The sequence below is a fragment of the Nakamurella flavida genome (genome assembly GCF_030811475.1).
Lineage (GTDB): Bacteria > Actinomycetota > Actinomycetes > Mycobacteriales > Nakamurellaceae > Nakamurella > Nakamurella flavida.
In genome coordinates this window covers 1,167,327-1,185,071 of the sequence record NZ_JAUSQV010000001.1, presented here as the reverse complement: position 1 = coordinate 1,185,071, position 17,745 = coordinate 1,167,327, and the positions used below count along the sequence as shown (strand labels likewise).

Sequence of the window (17,745 nt, the reverse complement as noted above, 5' to 3'; positions counted from 1 at the left end):
CCCCTGTGCCCCCCACCCCCACCGACCCGCGCTGGCGTCTGGGCATCGACGTCGGCGGAACGTTCACCGATCTCGTCGCCGTCCCGGCCGGCGGCACCCGTCACGATCTGTCCCGGGTGATCGCCCACAAGGTGCCCAGCACCCCGGCCGACCCCGCCCGGGCGGTGATCACCGGGCTGCGACACCTGCTCGCGCAGGGCATAGGCGGCGCCGACGTCGTCGCCGTCACCCACGGCACCACCCTGGGCCTGAACGCGATCCTGCAGCGGCGCGGGGCGCGGGTGGCGTTGCTGACCTCGCGCGGGCACCGGGACATGCTGCACATCGGTCGGGCCCGGCTGCCCCGGTCGTTCGACCTGCACGCGCGCCCGCCCCGTGCCGTGGTGCCCCGGGAACGGGTGGTGGAGATCGACGTGCGCCTCACCCCGCGCGGCGGCACGGTGCACGAGCCGACCGACGTCGGGTACGCCGAGGCCCGGGACCGGCTCGCGGCGCTGGACGTGCAGGCGGTGGCCGTCTCGTTGATCGGCGGCTACGCCGGTGCCGCCACCGAACGGGCCCTGGCCGAGCGGTTGGCCGCCGACCTCGGCGTCCCGGTCACCGCGGCGGCCGTGGTGTGGCCGGAGGCGGGGGAGTACGAGCGGACCACCGTGGCCGTGCTCGACGCGCAGATCCGGCCGTTGATGACCGCGTACCTGACCACCCTGCGCGACCGGCTCGCGGACCTGGGACTGGCTGCGCCGCTGTTCATCTCCACCTCCAACGGTGGGTCGATGTCGCTGTCCTCGGCGCTGCAGCGGCCCATCGACACCGTGCTGTCCGGACCGGCCGCCGGCGTCGCCGCGGCGTCCCGGCTGTGGCCCGGGGTCGACCTGGTGACCATCGACATGGGCGGGACGAGCAGCGACATCGGGGTGCTGCGCGGCGGACGGCCGGTGCTCACCACCACCGCCACCATCGGCGACCACCCGCTGACCATGCCCGTCGTGGAGGTCAGTGCCATCGGTGCCGGTGGGGGATCGGTCATCTGGGCCGACGACTCCGGCGCGGAGACGGCGCTGCGGGTCGGCCCGGCCAGTGTCGGTGCCGATCCCGGTCCGGCCGCCTACGGCGCCGGCGGGCTCGAACCGGCGCTCACCGACGCCTACGTGCACGCCGGGATCGTGGACGCGGCGGCGTTCCTGGGTGGAGCGATGCAGCTGGACGCCCGGGCGGCCGCGACCGCCCTGGCCCGGCCGGCCACCGCCGTCGACGTCGACGGCACCACCCCGGCGCTGGCCGTGGTGGACGGCGCCTTCCGGACGGCCACGGCCGGGATGGCCGCCCGGGTGCGCACCGTGCTGGCCCGGCACGGCGAGGTGCCCGAGCGGTTCACCTTCGTCGCGTTCGGAGGTGCCGGTGGCACGCACGCGGCCATGCTGGCCGACGCCCTGGGCGTCCGCCGGGTCATCGTCCCGGCCACCGCGGGGACCTTCTGCGCGCTCGGCGCCGCCGTGACCCCGGTCCGGCGGGACTTCGTGGCGTCGGTCCGGGTACCGGTGACCCCCGGGAACGAGAGGGGCTCCTCCGATGATCACGCCGGCACCACGGGCGCCCGCGAGATCAGCCGCATCGCCGCCGATCTGACCGCCGAGGCCGTCGGCTGGCTGGAGAGCCAGGGGTCCGGCCGTGCCGGGGAGGTGTCGGTGACCGCCGATGCCCGGTACACCGGTCAACCGACCTCGTTGACCGTCGAGCTCACCACGCACGACGTCGACGGTGCGGCCGCGCCGGTGGATCTCGCCGCCGCCGACATCCGGGCCGCCTTCGCCGCTGCGCACACCCGGCACTACGGGTTCGCCGACGACGACGCCGTCGTCCAGATCGACGCGGTCCGGGTGGCCGTCACCGGCGCCGCGCAGGAGTTGCACCCCGGTGACGCGGTGCACCGGCTCGCCCGGCGGCCGGGACGGGACGTGTGGATCGGTCGGCGGTGGATCCGCGCCGAGGTGCTCGAGCCCGTCCTCGCCGACCCGGCCGGGCACCCCGACCGCACTCCGCGGGCCCGTGCGGTGTCCGGCCCGGCGGTGGTCGAGAAGGCCGACACCAGTGTGCTGGTCCCCCCGGGGTGGACGGTGTCCGTCACCGAGTCCGGCGATCTGCACCTCGTCCGCACCGAGCAGCAGGAGGTGGCCGATGCTGTCGGTCCTCGATAAGGACATCGCCCAGACCCGGCTGATCGCCGTGGCCGAGGAGATGTGCCTGACCCTGCAACGGGCCAGCCGCAGCCTGTACGTGCGGGAGACCGCCGACTTCGCCTGCGCCCTGGCCGATCTGTCCGGCCGGTTCATCGCCTACCCGCAGGCCATCGGGGTGTCGGGGTTCGTCGGCCTGGACGTCTCCCACGCCGTGTCCGTGGTGCGGGAGCGGGAGGGCCTGGAACCCGGTGACGTCATCCTCACCAACGACCCCTACCTGTCCGGCGCGCTGTCCACCCATCTGCCCGACGTGCACGCCATCGCCCCGTACTTCCACGACGGCGAGATCATCGGCTACGGCTGGACCTTCATCCACGTCTCCGACGTGGGCGGCCGGGTGCCGTCCTCGGTCAGCGTCCTCAACGACTCGGTGTTCGCCGAGGGGCTCCGCCTGCCGCCGGTCAAGTACGTGTCGGCCGGGCGGGTGCTGCCCGGCATGGCGGCACTGCTCCGGGCCAACACCCGCACGCCGGACGCCAACGACGGCGACCTGGCCGCCATGCTGGCCTCGCTGGACCGGGGTCGGGAACGGGTCGCCGGCCTGGTCGGGGAGCACGGCCCGGCCGGGTTCGCCGAGATCGGCGCGCACGCCCGGCGGCAGACCGCCGCCCGGGCCCGCTCCGCCCTGTCCCGGCTCGCCGACGGGGTCTACCGGTTCGCCGACTACCTGGACGACGACGCCGTCTCCGACGTTCCGCTGCGGGTGGCCGTGACGGCCACGGTGCGGGCGGGCACGGTCGACCTGGACTTCACCGGCACCGATCCCCAGGCGCGGTCCGCCCTCAACGTGGTGACCCTGGGCCGCGCCCACTCCTGGGTCGTCACCCGGCTGTTCGCGCTCGTCGGCACCCTGGACCCGGAGATCCCGCTGAACGGCGGCCTGATGGACGGCATCGGGTTCCGGGCCCCGTCGGGCACCCTGCTCAACGCCGAGGCGCCCGCCGCGATCGGCGTCCGCCACGCGACGGTGTCCCGGGTCAACGACGTGGTGTCCGGGGCGCTCATCCAGGCCGCGCCGCAGACCCTCCCGGCGGCCTCCAGCGGCCTGGTCGTCCCCGTCGTGTTCGCACCGTCGGCCACCGGCGGGTCGACCGTGCAGGTGGTGGAGCCGATGGTCGGCGGGACCGGCGCGCGCCACGGCGCCGACGGGATCGACGGCCGCGACTCCGGCATCTCCAACCTGTCCAACAACCCCGTCGAGGTGGTCGAGTCCTCGATCGCCGTGCGGGTGCTGCGGTACGGCGTCCGGACCGGGTCCGGCGGGGCCGGCCGGTGGCGCGGCGGGTGCGGCCTGGAACTCGAGTTCGAGGCCCTGGAGAACGGCAGCCTGCTCGCCCGCGGACTGGAGCGGCAACGCTTCCGTCCGTGGGGGTACGCCGGCGGCGGGCCGGGGTCGGCCACCGAGATGGTCGTCAACGAGGGTGCGCCCGGCGAGATCCGGCTCTCCGTGGTCGATGTCGTGCCGCTGCGGCCGGGTGACCGGGTGGTGCTGCGGACCGCGGGGGCCGGCGGGTACGGCCACCCCTTCGACCGGGAGCCTGCCGCCGTCCTGGCCGATGTGCTCTCCGGGTTGGTCGGCCCGGAACAGGCCCGGGCGGACTACGGCGTCGAGATCACCGACGACGCCGTCGATCTCGTCGCCACCGCCGCCCTGCGGTCCACCCGTCCGGACCGGTCGGCCTGGGGGTTCGGTCCCGAACGCGAGCAGTGGGACCGGGTGTTCCCGGGCGAGGCACTCGACCGGCTAGCCGACAGCCTCGGCGACCTGCCGGCCCACCGCCGCAACGACCGCCGCCACCAGCTGATCCGGGAAGTGCGGGACACGCTCCCGGCGGGGTTCCCGGTGGCGGTCGCCTCGCAGGCCGGGCTGGACCGGGCCCGCCGGCTGTTCCTGGACGTGGTCTCCCGCGACGACCCGGCCTGACGGCGGCTCGCGGCGCCGCCGGGTCGCGATCGCGGGGTGGAGTCGGCCGGGGGCGGCGGTGGATGACACGTCTACTGTGGGATCGGGGTCGCCCTGCCGGGTCGGCTCCGGACACCGCCCGTCGCAGCCGTCCCCCGGTCCGCGACGTCCCGGGTCCTCGACCGGGCGGTCCAGACCGTGGCCGCCCGTCCTGCCGGTCCTGCGGTGCACGCGTGTGCGCCCGGGCCGGCCCACGTCCCCGGAGGACGACATGACCGACCAGTACACCTTCCAGGATCCGACCACCCAGTACCCGCAGCCGGAGTTCGCCGAGCAGCAGCAGTCCGAGCCGGGTCTGGCCCGGGACATGGACCCCAAGCCCGACCACGGCGAGGAGACCTACCGCGGGACCGGCCGGCTCACCGGCCGCAAGGCCGTCGTCACCGGTGCGGACAGCGGCATCGGTCGCGCCGTGGCCATCGCCTTCGCCCGTGAGGGCGCCGATGTCGTGCTGTCCTACCTGCCCGAGGAGGAGCCGGACGCCCGCGAGGTCGTCGCCCTCGTCGAGGCCGCCGGCCGCAAGGCCGTGGCCTACCCCGGTGACCTGAAGGACGAGAGCTACTGCGAGCAGCTCATCGCCACCGCCGTGGCCGAGCTCGGCGGACTGGACATCCTGGTCAACAACGCCGGCAAGCAGCAGGCCGTCGAGGACATCGCCGACCTGACCACCCAGCAGTTCGACGACACGTTCAAGACGAACGTCTACGCGACGTTCTGGCTCAGCAAGGCGGCCGTCCCGCACATGAAGCCGGGCAGCACCATCATCAACTCGTCCTCGGTGCAGGCGTACACGCCGTCACCGATGCTGCTGGACTACGCCACCACCAAGGCGTCCATCAACACCTTCTCCAAGGCGATGGCCCAGCAGGTCGCCAAGAAGGGCATCCGCGTCAACGTGGTCGCCCCCGGCCCGGTGTGGACCCCGCTGCAGGTCGTCGGCGGCCAGCCCGCCGACGCGGTCCCGGAGTTCGGTGCCCAGGCCGAGCTGGGCCGCCCCGGCCAGCCGGCCGAGCTGGCCCCGGCCTACGTGTTCCTGGCCAGCCAGGAATCCAGCTACGTCCTCGGCGCCACCCTCAGCGTGACCGGCGGTTCGCCCACCCCGTGATCGCGTGATCGACCGGCCCCGCTCCCGGGGCCGGTCGGTCTCCCGGTCGGTCCCGGTTGGCGCGGTGGCCCCGGACCGACACACTGGGGCCGTCGCCGCGCCGCCCGCGGAACGGCGACACCTGCCATCGACGTCGAAGGAGTCCCCATGGCCGTGGTCCCCCCGCAGGCTCGCAAGCCCGTCCCACCCCAGCAGCCGGTGCTGGTGATCATGGGGGTGTCCGGGTCCGGGAAGTCCACCGTGGCCGCGATCCTGGCCGGTCAACTGGGCTGGGACTTCGCCGAGGGCGACGACATGCACCCCGAGAGCAACGTGGCGAAGATGGCCGCGGGCGAACCGCTCACCGACGAGGATCGTTGGCCCTGGCTGGATGTGGTGGCCGGCTGGATCCGCGAGCACACCGACGCCGGGCAGCCCGGCATCATCACCTGCTCCGCGCTCAAGCGGATCTACCGCGACCGGATGCGCCGGGAGAACGTGTGGTTCGTGCACCTGTCCGGCAACGACGAGGTGATCACCCGCCGGATGGCCACCCGGACCGGCCACTTCATGCCCCCGGCCCTGCTGAAGTCCCAGCTGGCCACGCTGGAACCGCCGGGGGAGGACGAGCAGACCCTGGTCGTGGACCTGGGTCGTTCCCCCGCGGAGGAGGCGGCCGAGATCATCCACGCGCTGCGTCTGCAACCGGCCTACGGGTCGTCCGCGCTGGGTGCCCCGCGTCCCGGTGCGTCGTCCGTGCAGACCCCGCAGAGCTGAGTCGCGGCTCAGGACGCCACAGCACGGAGCCCGGGTCGGTGTTCCGACCCGGGCTCTGCGTGCTCATCGGCTCAGGCGGCCGCCGGGCGGACGTGGATGCCGTGGGCGACGTCCGGGTGCAGTTCGGTGGAGATGGGCCCGTCGACCACCACCAGGGCGTCGTTGCGGACCTCGAACTGGAGCACGGCGCCGGGGACGACCCCGGCCCGCTGCAGCCGGTCCATCACTCCCGGCTGGTTCTGCACGATCTCGATGATGCGGCGCACCTCGAACCGACCCCCGCGCACGGCGGCGGCCTCGGCGCTGATCAGGTCCCGGTGGGTCTCCTGGACCGACGGTGCCGTCTCGCCGAGGGAGTCCAGTCCGGGGATGGGGTTGCCGTACGGGGAGGTCTGCGGGTGGCCGAGCAGGGCCACGAGCTTCTGCTCGACCTGCTCGCTCATCACGTGTTCCCAGCGGCACGCCTCGACGTGCACGTCCTGCCAGTCGAGCCCGATGACGTCGAGCAGCAGGCGTTCGGCCAGCCGGTGCTTGCGCATGACCGACACGGCGCGTTCCCGCCCGGCGTCGGTCAGTTCGAGATGACGGTCGTCGGATACGACGAGCAGCCCGTCCCGCTGCATGCGGGCGACCGTCTGGCTGACGGTCGGGCCGCTCTGGTTGAGCCGCTCCGCGATCCGGGCCCGGAGCGGGACGATGCCCTCCTCCTCCAGCTCGAAGATCGTGCGCAGGTACATCTCGGTGGTATCGATCAGATCGTTCACCCTGGAATATCCCCTTACTCGCCGGTGTCGATCCTACCCGGCGGCAACGCTCCGTCCGGTCCGGGCACACTGCCGGGATGACGACCGCACCCTCGCCCCTGATCACCGCGGCCGAGCTGGCCGACCGCCTCGCGTCCGGGCACCCGCCGGTCCTGCTCGACGTCCGGTGGACACTCGCCGGCGCCGACCCGGCCGCCCACCGGGCCGGGCACCTGCCCGGTGCGCTGTTCGTCGACCTGGACGCCGAACTGGCCGGTGCACCCGGGGCCGGCGGTCGGCACCCGCTGCCCGATCCGGTTGCGCTGCAGGCGGTCTGGCGACGACTCGGGATCGACGACGACAGTGCGGTGGTGGTGTACGACGGCGCCGACGGCGCACCGGCGGCCCGGGCCTGGTGGTTGCTGCGCTGGTCCGGTCTGACCGACGTGCGGGTGCTCGACGGCGGACTGGGGGCCTGGACCGCGGGCCTGGTCGGCGGCGAGGAGATGGCCGCGGTGCCCGGGTCGGTCACCGTCCGGCCGGGGTCGATGCCCACCGTCGACATCGACGGCGCGGCGGACCTTGCGGCGACGGGAATGCTGCTCGACGCCCGCGCCGCCGCCCGGTACCGCGGGGAGGTCGAGCCGATCGACCCCGCCGCCGGGCACATCCCGGGTGCGGTGAACCTGCCGTACGCGTCGCTGATCGGCCCGGACGGCACGATGCGACCCGCCGCGGAGCTGCGCGCGGCGTTCGCGGCCGCCGGGGTCGACGGCTCCACCCCGGCGGGCGCGTCCTGCGGTTCCGGGGTCACCGCCTGCCATCTGGTGCTGGCCGCGGCGGTCGCCGGTGTGCAGCTCGCGCTGTACCCCGGGTCCTGGTCGCAGTGGTGTGCCGCCGGGCGTCCGGTCGCCACCGGCTGACGGGCTCCGCCGGGGCTCGGCTGCCGTCGGTGGCCGGCTCAGCCCGCCGCCTCGGCGATCTCCTCCGCCCGGTCGGTCGCCGGGTCCTCCGCATCGAGCACCCTGTCCCGGGACCGCAGCATCACGGCGAACCAGACGCCACCCAGCAGGGCGAGCCCGACGACGATCAGCACGGGGACGAGGGCCTGGCCCGGGGTGACCAGGCAGACGAGGGCCACGCCGATCCAGATCAGCGCGGCGACGGCCACCGGCATCTCCAGGCGGCCGAGGCTGAAGCCACCCTCCCGCCGCGCGAATCGGTTCCGCACGCCCAGGTAGAGCACGACGATGCCGCCGTAGATCATCGCGGGGAGGATGGTGCCGATGTTGATGAGCTGGACGAGCGCCGCGCCGGGCAGCGCGACCATCAGCACCACGCCGACGACCACGATGAGCACCGTGGCCGCGATCGGGGTCCGGGTGCGGGGATCGACGCGCCGCAGCAACGCGGCGGCCGGCAGGCGCCGGTCGCGGGCCATCGCGAACACCTGCCGGGAGCACGCCGCCATGACCACCATGCCGGCGCCGAACATGGCGACGACGATGCAGGCCAGCATGACCCGCTCCCAGACCGGGCCGAGCTGCTCCCGGATGATCGCTGCCACCGGCGAGCCGGCCGCGGAGACGGCGACGATGTCCTTGATCGAGACCGTCAGCGCGATCAGGAAGAGCATTCCGGCCACCCCCGCGGCGATCACCGAGGCCACGATGGCCCGCGGGACGGTGCGGAACGGGTCCTTCGCCTCCTCCGCGAGGTTCGCCGCGGAGTCGAATCCGACCAGCGTCGTCAGGCCCATGAGCATGCCTGCCATCGCGCCGCCGCCCAGCGCGAAGTAGTTCGGGTCGCCGGCGGCCACGCCCCGGGAGGCCAGGTTGCCGACATCCCCGCTGCCGGTGGTGATCACCACGGCCAGCAGCACCACCACGAGCACGACCACGATGCCGATCTCGATGGCCACGGCGGTCGACGAGATCAGGCCGAGCAGGCGGGTCGAGGCGATGACCAGCACCGCCTGCACCACCAGGACGGCGATCGTGATGAGCCGGGCGTCGTCCTCGCTCTCCGGCATGCCGAGCAGGGGCATCAGCGCCTGGCTGGCCAGGGCGTTGTCCATCGCCACCACGGCGGTGGCCAGGTACCAGAGCGTCAGGTACCCGAAGAACCACCCGACCTTCGGACTGGCCAACCGGGAGGCCCACTGGTAGGACGAGCCGCTCAGGGCGATGCGGGCGGCGAACTGGGCGACGACCAGGGCGACGAGGGTCTGCCCCACGGCGGAGATCACCCACAACCAGATGCCCACCGGCCCGGCCGTGGTCAGCATCTCTCCGTAGGTGGCGAACACCCCCACGGCCACCGAGATGAAGGCGAACGAGACGGCGAAGACCTGGAAGCCCCCGAGGGTGCGCTTCAGCTGCGGCTCGTCCGTGGCGGGGGAGTGCGAGGTACTCATCGGGTCCGTTCGGTCAGGGGGTCAGAAGTGGGTCAGGAAGTCGGTGAGGGCGTCGACCAGCACTCCGGAGTACGGGCGGGTGATCTGCTCGGCGGGTGCGGGCACACCGGGGGTGGTGATGTCCCGGAGGAGGTGGACGGTGTCGGGGAGGCGGACGAAGGTGGCGAGAGCGGGGTCGAGGTCCGCGGCCACCGCAGCGACACCCGAGCCCGGCGATCCGTCCCCGCACGGGGTGTTGAAGTCCTTGGTGCCGCAGGTGATCAGCGTCGGCACGATCACCTCCGTCGCGAGGTGTGCCGGGTCGATCGCGTCGTACTCCCGGCCGTACCGGGTGCGGTAGGCGTGCGAGACCACCATCTGGGCGGGGTCCGAGCCCCAGAAGTTGCCGCCGACGGAGGTCTGCAGTTCGGCGGCGTACCCGGTCGCCGTGGGGAGCGGGGGCGCGACGGGCGGCGGGTCGACGTCCCCCGCGCGGATCTCGGCGCGACCGAGGTCCATCCAGTCGGCCAGTGCCTTCTCGTCGGCGGCCGACAGGGCCCCGCCCGTCACGGCAGCCGCGGCCTGGTCCTGCACCTGCCGGCCGAGGATGTCCAGGATGCGGGTGTAGGCGGGCTCGATCAGCAGCAGCCCGGCCACGGCCGGGGCCTCCCGGCGGTCCGTCGTGACGGTCAGGGCCAACGGGCCGCCCTCGCTGTGCCCGAGCAGCAGCAGGCGGTCGGTGTCGATGCCCGGCTGCCCGGCCACGAACGTCAGGGCGTCCCGGACGGGTTGGACGCGGAGTTCGTCGTACCCGTGGGCGAGCAGGGCCGAGGGGTCGGCGGCGTACGGGCCGAGGCCGGTGGCCCCGGTGCCGAGCTTGTCGTACCGCAGTGAGGCGATGCCCAGGTCGCTCAGCCGGTCGGCGAGCCACCGGTAGGCCCCGGTGGCCAGGCCCGGGGCGTCGCCGTTGCGGTCCACGGCCCCGGTGCCGCCGACGATGACCACCGCGGGGACCGGGCGGGCGGGGTCCACCGGACCGCGGTAGCTGCCGTGAACGGTGACACCTCCGCTGACGTAGGTGATCTCGGTGTCCCCGCCGATGGCGGTCGACGGTGCGCGGGCCGGAGTCCCGGTGGATCCCGCGCTCGGGCAGCTCACGGTCCCGGCGTCCCCGTCCGTGGCCCGGGCCACGGGGGCGGGTCCGGCCACCGTCCCCCCGACCACCAGCACGACGACCAGGCCCACCGACATCCCCACGGGCGTCGGCACCGCCCGACGGCGGGGTCGGACGACGAGACAGACGGCGCCGAGGAGGAGCAGCGCGACCCCGGCCAGCAGCCACGGTCTGATCCCGCCCGGGCCGGTGGCCGCGAGACAGCCGATCATGGTTCCTCCAGGACTGGGGGCGCGGACCTGCCTACCCAGCGTGGAGTGTCCGGATGGTCCTGTTCCAGAATCAAGATCCGGTTGCGGACATGTCCGGTTGCGGGCAGTGTTCAGGTATGCACGCTCGGTCAACCCCGGGGGTGCCGTCAGCAAGGATGGTCATGGACGACGACACGCTGCTGGCGGTCATCCATCGTGGTCGACCCGCCACGGTCGGGGAGATCGCCGCCCTGGCCCACCTCGACCCCACGCAGGTGGGGGCGGCCGTCGACCGGCTGCAGGCCCGTGGGGTGCTGGAGGTCAGGGACGGCCGGATCGACTACCGGCACCCGGCCGACTGGGCCGCGCAGGCGGCCGCCGCCTCGCGGGCCGACGTGCGCGCCAGGGTCGCCGACGGTCTGGGGGACCTCGAGCGGATCGTGACCGCCCTGCCGGGGATGCTCCGCCACTTCGCGGTCGGCGAGGTCTCCACCGATCTGGTCCCGGTGACCATCCGCCACGGCGAGCACGCCTCCGAGGACCTGTGGTTCGACACCGCCCAGCACGACAGCGGGACGCTGGACGCCGTGCTCCCCGCGATCGAGCGGTTCCTGGCCACCTCGCCGGAACGCCGGGAACGATTCGGCCGGGCCCTGGCCGCCAAGGACACCGTGCGGGTCATCGTGCCCACCTCCTCCCTGGGCGACCCGGCCGCCCGGGACCGGATGGACCGCTACACCCGGGCCGGCCTGGCCTTCCGGAGCATGCAGACTCCGCCCAGTTGGTTCTGGGTGGACGGCGACCAGGTCTCGATGCCGTTCGAGTGGGGCGAGGGTCGCCCGACCAGCGTGCTGGGTATCCGCAACGCCGCGTTGGCCGATCTCACCCGCGCCTACTTCGCGGAGATCTGGCAGCGGGCCGACCCGCCGGCGGGAGGCGAGCCCGCGTGGACCCCGTTGCTGCGGCTGATGCGCCAGGGCATCACATTGGAGACCGCCTCGCGCACACTGGGTATCAATCCACGAACGGGGCGGCGCCGGGTCGCCGCCGCGATGGAGCACTACGGGGTGGCGACGCTGTTCGCCCTGGGCGTGGCGTGCCGCACCGATCTCGAACACTCCGGCTGAGCCCACCGCACCGTCCCGGGCGCCCCGGAAGGGGGGACCGCCGATCCGTGGACGGGACGGGCCTGAACCCGGACGCGCCGGTGCCCGACAGTGGGGTCGTACCCGCCGACGTGGCGGGCCGGACACCGAGGAGACCGTCATGGTGCGCACCCCCACTCTGGACCTGCCGGACCTGACCGGGCGGCTCGCCCTGGTCACCGGAGCCAGCGACGGCATCGGTCTGGTGATCGCGCGTCGGCTGGCCGCGGCGGGCGCCGAGGTCCTCCTGCCGGTCCGGGACGCGGCGAAGGGCGCCCGGGCGGTCGACCGCATCCGGAGTTCCGTGCCCGCCGCGGCCGTGTCCACCCGGGTGCTGGACCTGGCCTCGCTGGAATCGATCGCCGCGCTGACCGACGCTCTGCTGGCGCAGGGTCGACCGATCCACCTGCTGATCGACAACGCCGGGGTGATGCGGCCGCCCGCCCGACAGGTCACCCGCGACGGGTTCGAGCTGCAGTTCGGCACCAACCACCTCGGCCACGTCGCCCTCACCCTGGGACTGCTGCCGCTGCTGCGGGCCGGCGGGGCCCGGGTCGTCCACCAGACCAGCATCGCCGCCCGGCGCGCGAGGATCGGGTGGGACGACCTGAACTCCGAGCGGCGTTACGACGTCGACCGGGCCTACAGCCTGTCCAAGCTGGCCGTCGGGCTGTTCGCCCGCGAGCTCCAGGACCGCAGTGCGGCCGCCGGATGGGGCATCACCAGCGCCCTGGCCCATCCCGGTGTCTCGCCCACCAACCTGCTGGCGGCCCAGGCCGGCCTCGGCCGGGACGCCGACACCACCGCCGTCCGCGTCATCCGCGCGCTGTCCCGGCGGGGCATCCTGGTGGGCACCCCGGAGACCGCCGCCCTGCCCGCCCTGCTCGCCGCCGTGGGCCCGGACCCGGTCGGCGGGCGGTTCTTCGGCCCGTCCGGCCCCGGCGGACTGGGCGGCGCTCCCGCCGAGCAGAAGCTCTGGGTGCCGCTGCGCAGCGGCGCGGACGCCCGCCGCATGTGGGACGTCTCGATCGATCTGGTCGGGATGCGGGCCGCGCGGTCTGACGCCGACGGCCCGGCTGTCGCAGGATGGACGGGCCCGCCGCGCAGGGCCCGTCGCGAGGAGGAGTGATCGTGGATCGCAGTCAGCTGGCCGACTTCCTGCGCCGACGCCGGGAGGCGCTCCAGCCGGAGGACGTCGGGCTCGGTCGGGGCCCGCGGCGACGGGCGAACGGGCTCCGCCGGGAGGAGGTGGCCGCCCTGTGCGTCATGTCGGTCGACTACTGGAGCCGCCTGGAGCAGGCCCGCGGGCCGCAGCCGTCGGTGCAGATGCTCACCGCGATCGCCCGCGGCCTGCGCCTCACCCACAGCGAGCGCGACCACCTGTTCCTGCTGGCCGGGCACAATGCGCCGGCCCGTCATGCCGATCTGCACGCACGGCACGTCGCCCCCGGGCTGATGCGCGTGCTGGACCGACTGCAGGACACCCCCGCCCAGATCATGACCGACCTCGGGGAAACCCTGGTGCAGACCCCGCCGGCCCGCGCGCTGTTCGGTGACGAGACCCGCTTCGCCGGGATGGCACGCAGCGTCACCCACCGCTGGTTCACCGACCCCGACGCCCGCCGCGTGTATCCGACGGAGGACCACGACCTGCACTCGCGCGCCTTCACCGCGGATCTGCGCGCCGCCTCGGTGCGGCAGGGGGCGGGGTCCCGGGCGGCCGCCGTGGCCGCGGATCTGCTGACCACCAGCGAGGAGTTCGCGCGGTTGTGGAGCGCCCACGAGGTGCCGGGCGTCCACCAGTACGAGAAGCGGGTGCAGCACCCGGACACCGGGGTGATGACCGTGCAGTGCCAGCTGCTGGCCGACCTGGACCAGAACCAGGCGCTGCTGGTGCTCACCGCCACCCCCGGGACGGACAGCTACGACCGGCTGCAACTGCTCGGGGTGCTCGGCCAGGACGTGACCGCACCGCGGTGAGGGGTCGGGCGCACGGTGGGGGCCGTCGCCTAGCCTTGCCCGGATGAGGCCGCCGATGCTCGTGTGGGATCCCCGGATGCTCGCGTACGACCTCGGTGGCTACCACCCGTTCCACCCGCTGCGGTGGGAGCTGACCTGGGCGCTGGCCGACATCCTGGGGGTACTGGACGGGGTCGATCTCGTCCGCCCGGAGCCCGCCGACGACGCCACCCTGCTGCGCGTGCACACCCCGGAGTACCTGGCCGCGGTGAAGGCCGCGTCGGCGCGCGGGCTGAGCCCGGAGAGCCCGCAGTTCGGCCACGGGCTCGGCACCTCCGACGACCCGGTCTTCCCCGGCATGCACGACTCGGCCGCGCTGATCGCCGGAGGATCGGTGGCCGCGGCCCGGGCCATCGCGGCCGGGGAGGTCGACCGGGCGGTCAACATCGCCGGGGGGTTGCACCACGCCATGCCCGACCGGGCCAGCGGGTTCTGCGTGTACAACGACGCCGCCCTGGCCATCGCCGCGCTGCTGGACGCGGGCGTGGACCGGGTCGCCTACGTGGACGTGGACGTGCACCACGGTGACGGCGTGCAGGAGGCGTTCTACGGCGATCCCCGGGTGCTGACGGTGTCGATCCACGAGAGCCCGCTGACCCTGTTCCCGGGGACGGGATGGCCGGTGGAGACCGGCCGCGGCGCCGCCGAGGGCACCGCGGTCAACCTGGCCCTGCCGTCCGGCACCGACGACGCCGGCTGGCTCCGCGCGTTCCACGCCGTCGTCCCGTCCGTCGTCGCCGCGTTCCGCCCGCAGGTGCTCGTCACCCAGCACGGCGCCGACTCGCACGCCGAGGATCCGCTCGCGGACCTGCGGCTGTCCGTGGACGGGCAGCGCGCCTCCTACCTGGCCCTGCGCGAGCTGGCCGAGACCGTCACCGGCGGACGGTGGCTGGCCCTCGGCGGCGGCGGGTACTCCCTGGTCCGGGTGGTGCCGCGGGCGTGGACGCATCTGCTGGCCACCGTGCTGGGTCGGGACGTCGACCCCGACCGTGACATCCCCACCGGGTGGCAGGACATCGCCCGCGGACGGCGGCGGTCCATCGAGCCGCCCACCCACATGGGCGACGGGGTACCGCCGCGGTTCGAGCGGTGGGCGGGGCGTGGCGAGAGCCCGCTGGACCGCGCCGTGCTGCAGACCCGGCAGGCGATCTTCCCCCTGCACGGCCTCGACCCCGTCGACCCCCGGGACTGACATGACCGAGCCGACCGACATGACCGTGCCCGTCCCCGGTGACGTCAGACCGGTGCGGTATCCCCAGCACTGGGAGGCCGACGTCCTGCTGACCGACGGGGGAGCGGTGCACCTGCGCCCCTCGGGTACCGGGGACGCCGACGCCATCCGCGCCATGCACGGCCGGTCCAGCTCGAGAACCCTGTACCTGCGGTACTTCTCCACGATCGCGGAGATCTCGGACAGTCAACTGCGGGTGTTCACCGACGTCGACCACGTCACCGCCGTCGGGCTGGTCGCCGAGCTCGGCGGGCAGATCATCGCCGCCGGCACCTTCCACCGCAGCCCGGCCGGCAGTGGCCTCGACCCGGACGCCGCCGAGGTCGCGTTCCTCGTCGAGGACTCGCAGCAGGGCCGCGGCCTGGGGTCGCTGCTGCTCGAGCACCTGGCCGCCGCCGCCCAGGAGCTCGGCATCCGCCGCTTCACCGCCGAGGTGCTCAGCGAGAACCAGCAGATGGTGCGGGTGTTCATCGACGCCGGCTACGCCGTGCGGCGCGAGTTCTCCTCCGGCGTCCTTGATCTCGTGTTCGACATCGGCCCGACGGACAAGTCCCGTGCGGTGCTCCTCGCCCGGGAGCACCGGGCCGAGTCGCGGTCGATCAGCCGACTGCTCAACCCCCGTTCGGTCGCCGTCATCGGGGCGTCCACCGAGCCCCGCAAGCTGGGCCACGCCGTCCTGGTCAACCTGCTGCGCGGCGGATTCACCGGACCGGTCTACCCGGTCAACCCCGACGCCCTGTCGGTGCAGGGGGTGCGGGCCTACCCGAGTGTCACCGACATCCCCGACCCGGTGGACCTGGCCGTGGTCGCCGTCCCGGCGGCGTCGGTGTCCGAGGTGGTGCAGGCGTGCCGGGAGAAGGGCGTGCACGGGCTCGTGGTCATGACGGCGGGCTTCGCCGATGCGTCCGGGAGCACCGAGGGGGGCGCGGACGGCGGGGGAGCGGCGGCGCAGCGGCGGATGGTCGCCCTGGCCCGGGCGTCCGGCATGCGGGTGCTCGGCCCGAACTGCCTCGGGCTGATCAACACCGACCCGGCCGTGTCGATCAACGCCACCCTGGCGCCGGTGGTGCCACCGGCGGGCCGGATCGGCTTCTTCTGCCAGTCCGGTGCGCTCGGCATCGCGATCCTGGCCGACGCGGCCCGCCGCGGGCTGGGGCTGTCCAGCTTCGTCTCCGCCGGCAATCGGGCGGACGTGTCCGGCAACGACCTGCTGCAGTACTGGCACGGCGACGCCGGGACCGAGGTCGTGCTGCTGTACCTGGAGTCCTTCGGCAACCCGCGGAAGTTCACCCGGCTCGCCCGGGTGCTGGCCCGCACCAAGCCGGTCATCGCGGTGAAGTCCGGCCGGTACGCCCTGGCCGCCCCCGGTCTCGCGGCGACCTCCACCCCGGTCTCCGACGCCGCGGTCGCCTCCCTGTTCGCGCAGTCCGGGGTGCTGCGCACCACCACGCTGGCCGAGGCCTTCGACGTGGCCCAGCTGCTGTCCACCCAGCCCGTCCCGGCCGGCGGGCGCATCGCCATCGTGGGCAACTCCACCGCCCTGGGCGTGCTGGCCTACGACGCCTGTGTCGACGAGGGACTCACCGTCGCGGACGGGGTGCCGTCGGATCTCGGCGTGGACGTCACGCCGCCCGATCTGGCCGCCGCGGTCCGGGCGGTGGCCGCGCGGGACGACGTGGACGCGGTCGTCGTGGTGTTCGTGCCGCCGGTGGCCACCCCGGGCCTGGCCCACGCGGCGGCGCTTCGCTCGGCGGCGGGCGAGGCCGGGGTCCCGGTGGTGACCACGTTCCTGGCCGTCGACGGACTGCCCAGCCAGTTGGCCGTGACCGGGCCGGACGGCGGGGCCGCACGCGGCTCGGTGCCGTCCTACGGGACGCCCGAACGGGCGGTCGCGGCGCTGGCCCACGGGGTGCGCTACGGCACCTGGCTGGCCCGGCCCGTCGGCGCCATGGTGGAACCGGACGGGCTGGACCGGCCCGCCGCCCGCCGGTCGATGGCCGGTCTGCGGGGGACGGACGACCCCGACCGGGCGCTGACCGACGCCGAGCTCAGCGGCCTGCTGGCGGCGTACGGCATCGTCCTCGAGCCGTTCCGGGCGGTGACCGGGATCGACGAGGCGGTGACGGCCGCGCAGGACATCGGTTTCCCGGTCGCCCTCAAGTCCTTCGACGAGACACTCCGGCACCGGGCCGACCGCTCGGGGGTGCGGCTCGGGCTGTCCTCACCGGATCACCTGCGGGCCGCCTGGGCCGGGTTGGCCGCGCTGGCCGGGCCGTTCCTCTACGTGCAGGCGATGGCCCCGTCGGACCGCACCGAGGTGTCCACGGTGTTCTCGGTGACCGCCGACCCGTCGTTCGGGGCGCTGGTCTCCTTCGGCCTGGGTGGGTTGGCCACCGAGCTGCTGGACGACCGGGCCTACCGCGCCGTCCCGCTGAGCGACACCGATGCGGCGGATCTGATCGCCGCGCCGCGGGCCGCCCCGCTGTTGGACGGCTACCGCGGCTCGCGGGTGGTCGACCGCGGCCCGCTGGTCGATCTGGCCCTGCGGCTCTCCGCCCTGGCCGACGACCTGCCCGAGCTGGTCGAGCTGCACCTGCGGCCGGTGCTGGCCGGACCGGGCGGAGTGTCCGTCACCGGCGCCACCGGCCGGATCGGTGCGCCGGTGCGGCTGGACGAGCGCCGCCGGCTGACCTGAGCCGGACCGGACGTGAACCCGGGTACGGGAAAGGGCCGGGCCGACCTCGACGGTCGGACCCGGCCCTGCTGTCCCGCTGGGCACCCCGCGG

The 17,745-nt window shown here is 74.2% G+C and carries 13 protein-coding genes; 10 read left to right on the top strand and 3 right to left on the bottom strand.

Translation table 11 applies throughout. From position 1 onward, the window contains the following. The first annotated feature begins 5 nt into the window (after positions 1-5). The 4 genes from J2S58_RS05285 (at position 6) to J2S58_RS05270 (ending at position 6,061) form a co-directional block, all read left to right on the top strand. The gene (locus J2S58_RS05285; RefSeq protein WP_205257585.1) at positions 6-2,195 is read left to right on the top strand and encodes a hydantoinase/oxoprolinase family protein; all 2,190 of its coding nucleotides are present in this window, start codon (positions 6-8) and stop codon (positions 2,193-2,195) included. Beyond that, entirely contained in the window at positions 2,176-4,161 is a 1,986-nt protein-coding gene (locus tag J2S58_RS05280) for a hydantoinase B/oxoprolinase family protein (protein ID WP_205257584.1), read from the top strand. The genes J2S58_RS05285 and J2S58_RS05280 overlap by 20 nt, the downstream gene beginning before the upstream one ends. A gap of 250 nt (positions 4,162-4,411) precedes the next feature. Then, positions 4,412-5,305, top strand: coding sequence for an SDR family oxidoreductase (locus J2S58_RS05275; protein WP_205257583.1), 894 nt, complete (start codon positions 4,412-4,414; stop codon positions 5,303-5,305). A 147-nt stretch (positions 5,306-5,452) separates the two neighbouring features. Next, on the top strand, positions 5,453-6,061 hold the full coding sequence (locus J2S58_RS05270) for a gluconokinase (protein ID WP_240189123.1): 609 nt from the start codon (positions 5,453-5,455) through the stop codon (positions 6,059-6,061). 71 nt (positions 6,062-6,132) lie between these two features. On the opposite strand, the gene J2S58_RS05265 is transcribed toward J2S58_RS05270, so the two are convergent. Next, on the bottom strand, positions 6,133-6,825 hold the full coding sequence (locus J2S58_RS05265; RefSeq protein WP_205257582.1) for a metal-dependent transcriptional regulator: 693 nt from the start codon (positions 6,823-6,825) through the stop codon (positions 6,133-6,135). A gap of 77 nt (positions 6,826-6,902) precedes the next feature. Between J2S58_RS05265 and J2S58_RS05260 the strand changes: the two genes are divergently transcribed. Continuing rightward, complete coding sequence (locus J2S58_RS05260) at positions 6,903-7,727, top strand: sulfurtransferase (protein ID WP_205257581.1); 825 nt, start codon at positions 6,903-6,905, stop codon at positions 7,725-7,727. A 38-nt stretch (positions 7,728-7,765) separates the two neighbouring features. On the opposite strand, the gene J2S58_RS05255 is transcribed toward J2S58_RS05260, so the two are convergent. Together J2S58_RS05255 and J2S58_RS05250 are read right to left on the bottom strand one after the other, a co-directional pair. Next, positions 7,766-9,220 carry an amino acid permease gene (locus J2S58_RS05255; protein ID WP_205257580.1) on the bottom strand — a complete coding sequence of 485 codons (1,455 nt, stop codon included), beginning with the start codon at positions 9,218-9,220 and terminating at the stop codon, positions 7,766-7,768. 21 nt (positions 9,221-9,241) lie between these two features. Beyond that, positions 9,242-10,585, bottom strand: coding sequence for an alpha/beta hydrolase (locus J2S58_RS05250; RefSeq protein ID WP_205257579.1), 1,344 nt, complete (start codon positions 10,583-10,585; stop codon positions 9,242-9,244). Positions 10,586-10,746: 161 nt separating this feature from the next. Here J2S58_RS05250 and J2S58_RS05245 point away from each other — a divergent pair, with 161 nt between their 5' ends. From J2S58_RS05245 to J2S58_RS05225, 5 genes are all read left to right on the top strand, one after another. Further along, positions 10,747-11,691, top strand: coding sequence for a MarR family transcriptional regulator (locus J2S58_RS05245; RefSeq protein ID WP_205257578.1), 945 nt, complete (start codon positions 10,747-10,749; stop codon positions 11,689-11,691). 139 nt (positions 11,692-11,830) lie between these two features. Then, a complete protein-coding gene (locus J2S58_RS05240) occupies positions 11,831-12,838 on the top strand; it encodes an SDR family oxidoreductase (protein WP_205257577.1) in 1,008 nt (335 codons plus the stop codon). Between the two features lie 2 nt (positions 12,839-12,840). Then, positions 12,841-13,689 (top strand): helix-turn-helix transcriptional regulator, encoded by an 849-nt coding sequence (locus J2S58_RS05235; protein ID WP_205257576.1) that lies wholly within the window; start codon positions 12,841-12,843, stop codon positions 13,687-13,689. Positions 13,690-13,732: 43 nt separating this feature from the next. Continuing rightward, the gene (locus J2S58_RS05230; RefSeq protein ID WP_205257575.1) at positions 13,733-14,920 is read left to right on the top strand and encodes an acetoin utilization protein AcuC; all 1,188 of its coding nucleotides are present in this window, start codon (positions 13,733-13,735) and stop codon (positions 14,918-14,920) included. A 1-nt stretch (position 14,921) separates the two neighbouring features. Then, positions 14,922-17,654, top strand: coding sequence for a bifunctional acetate--CoA ligase family protein/GNAT family N-acetyltransferase (locus tag J2S58_RS05225; RefSeq protein ID WP_240189121.1), 2,733 nt, complete (start codon positions 14,922-14,924; stop codon positions 17,652-17,654). Positions 17,655-17,745: the final 91 nt, after the last annotated feature.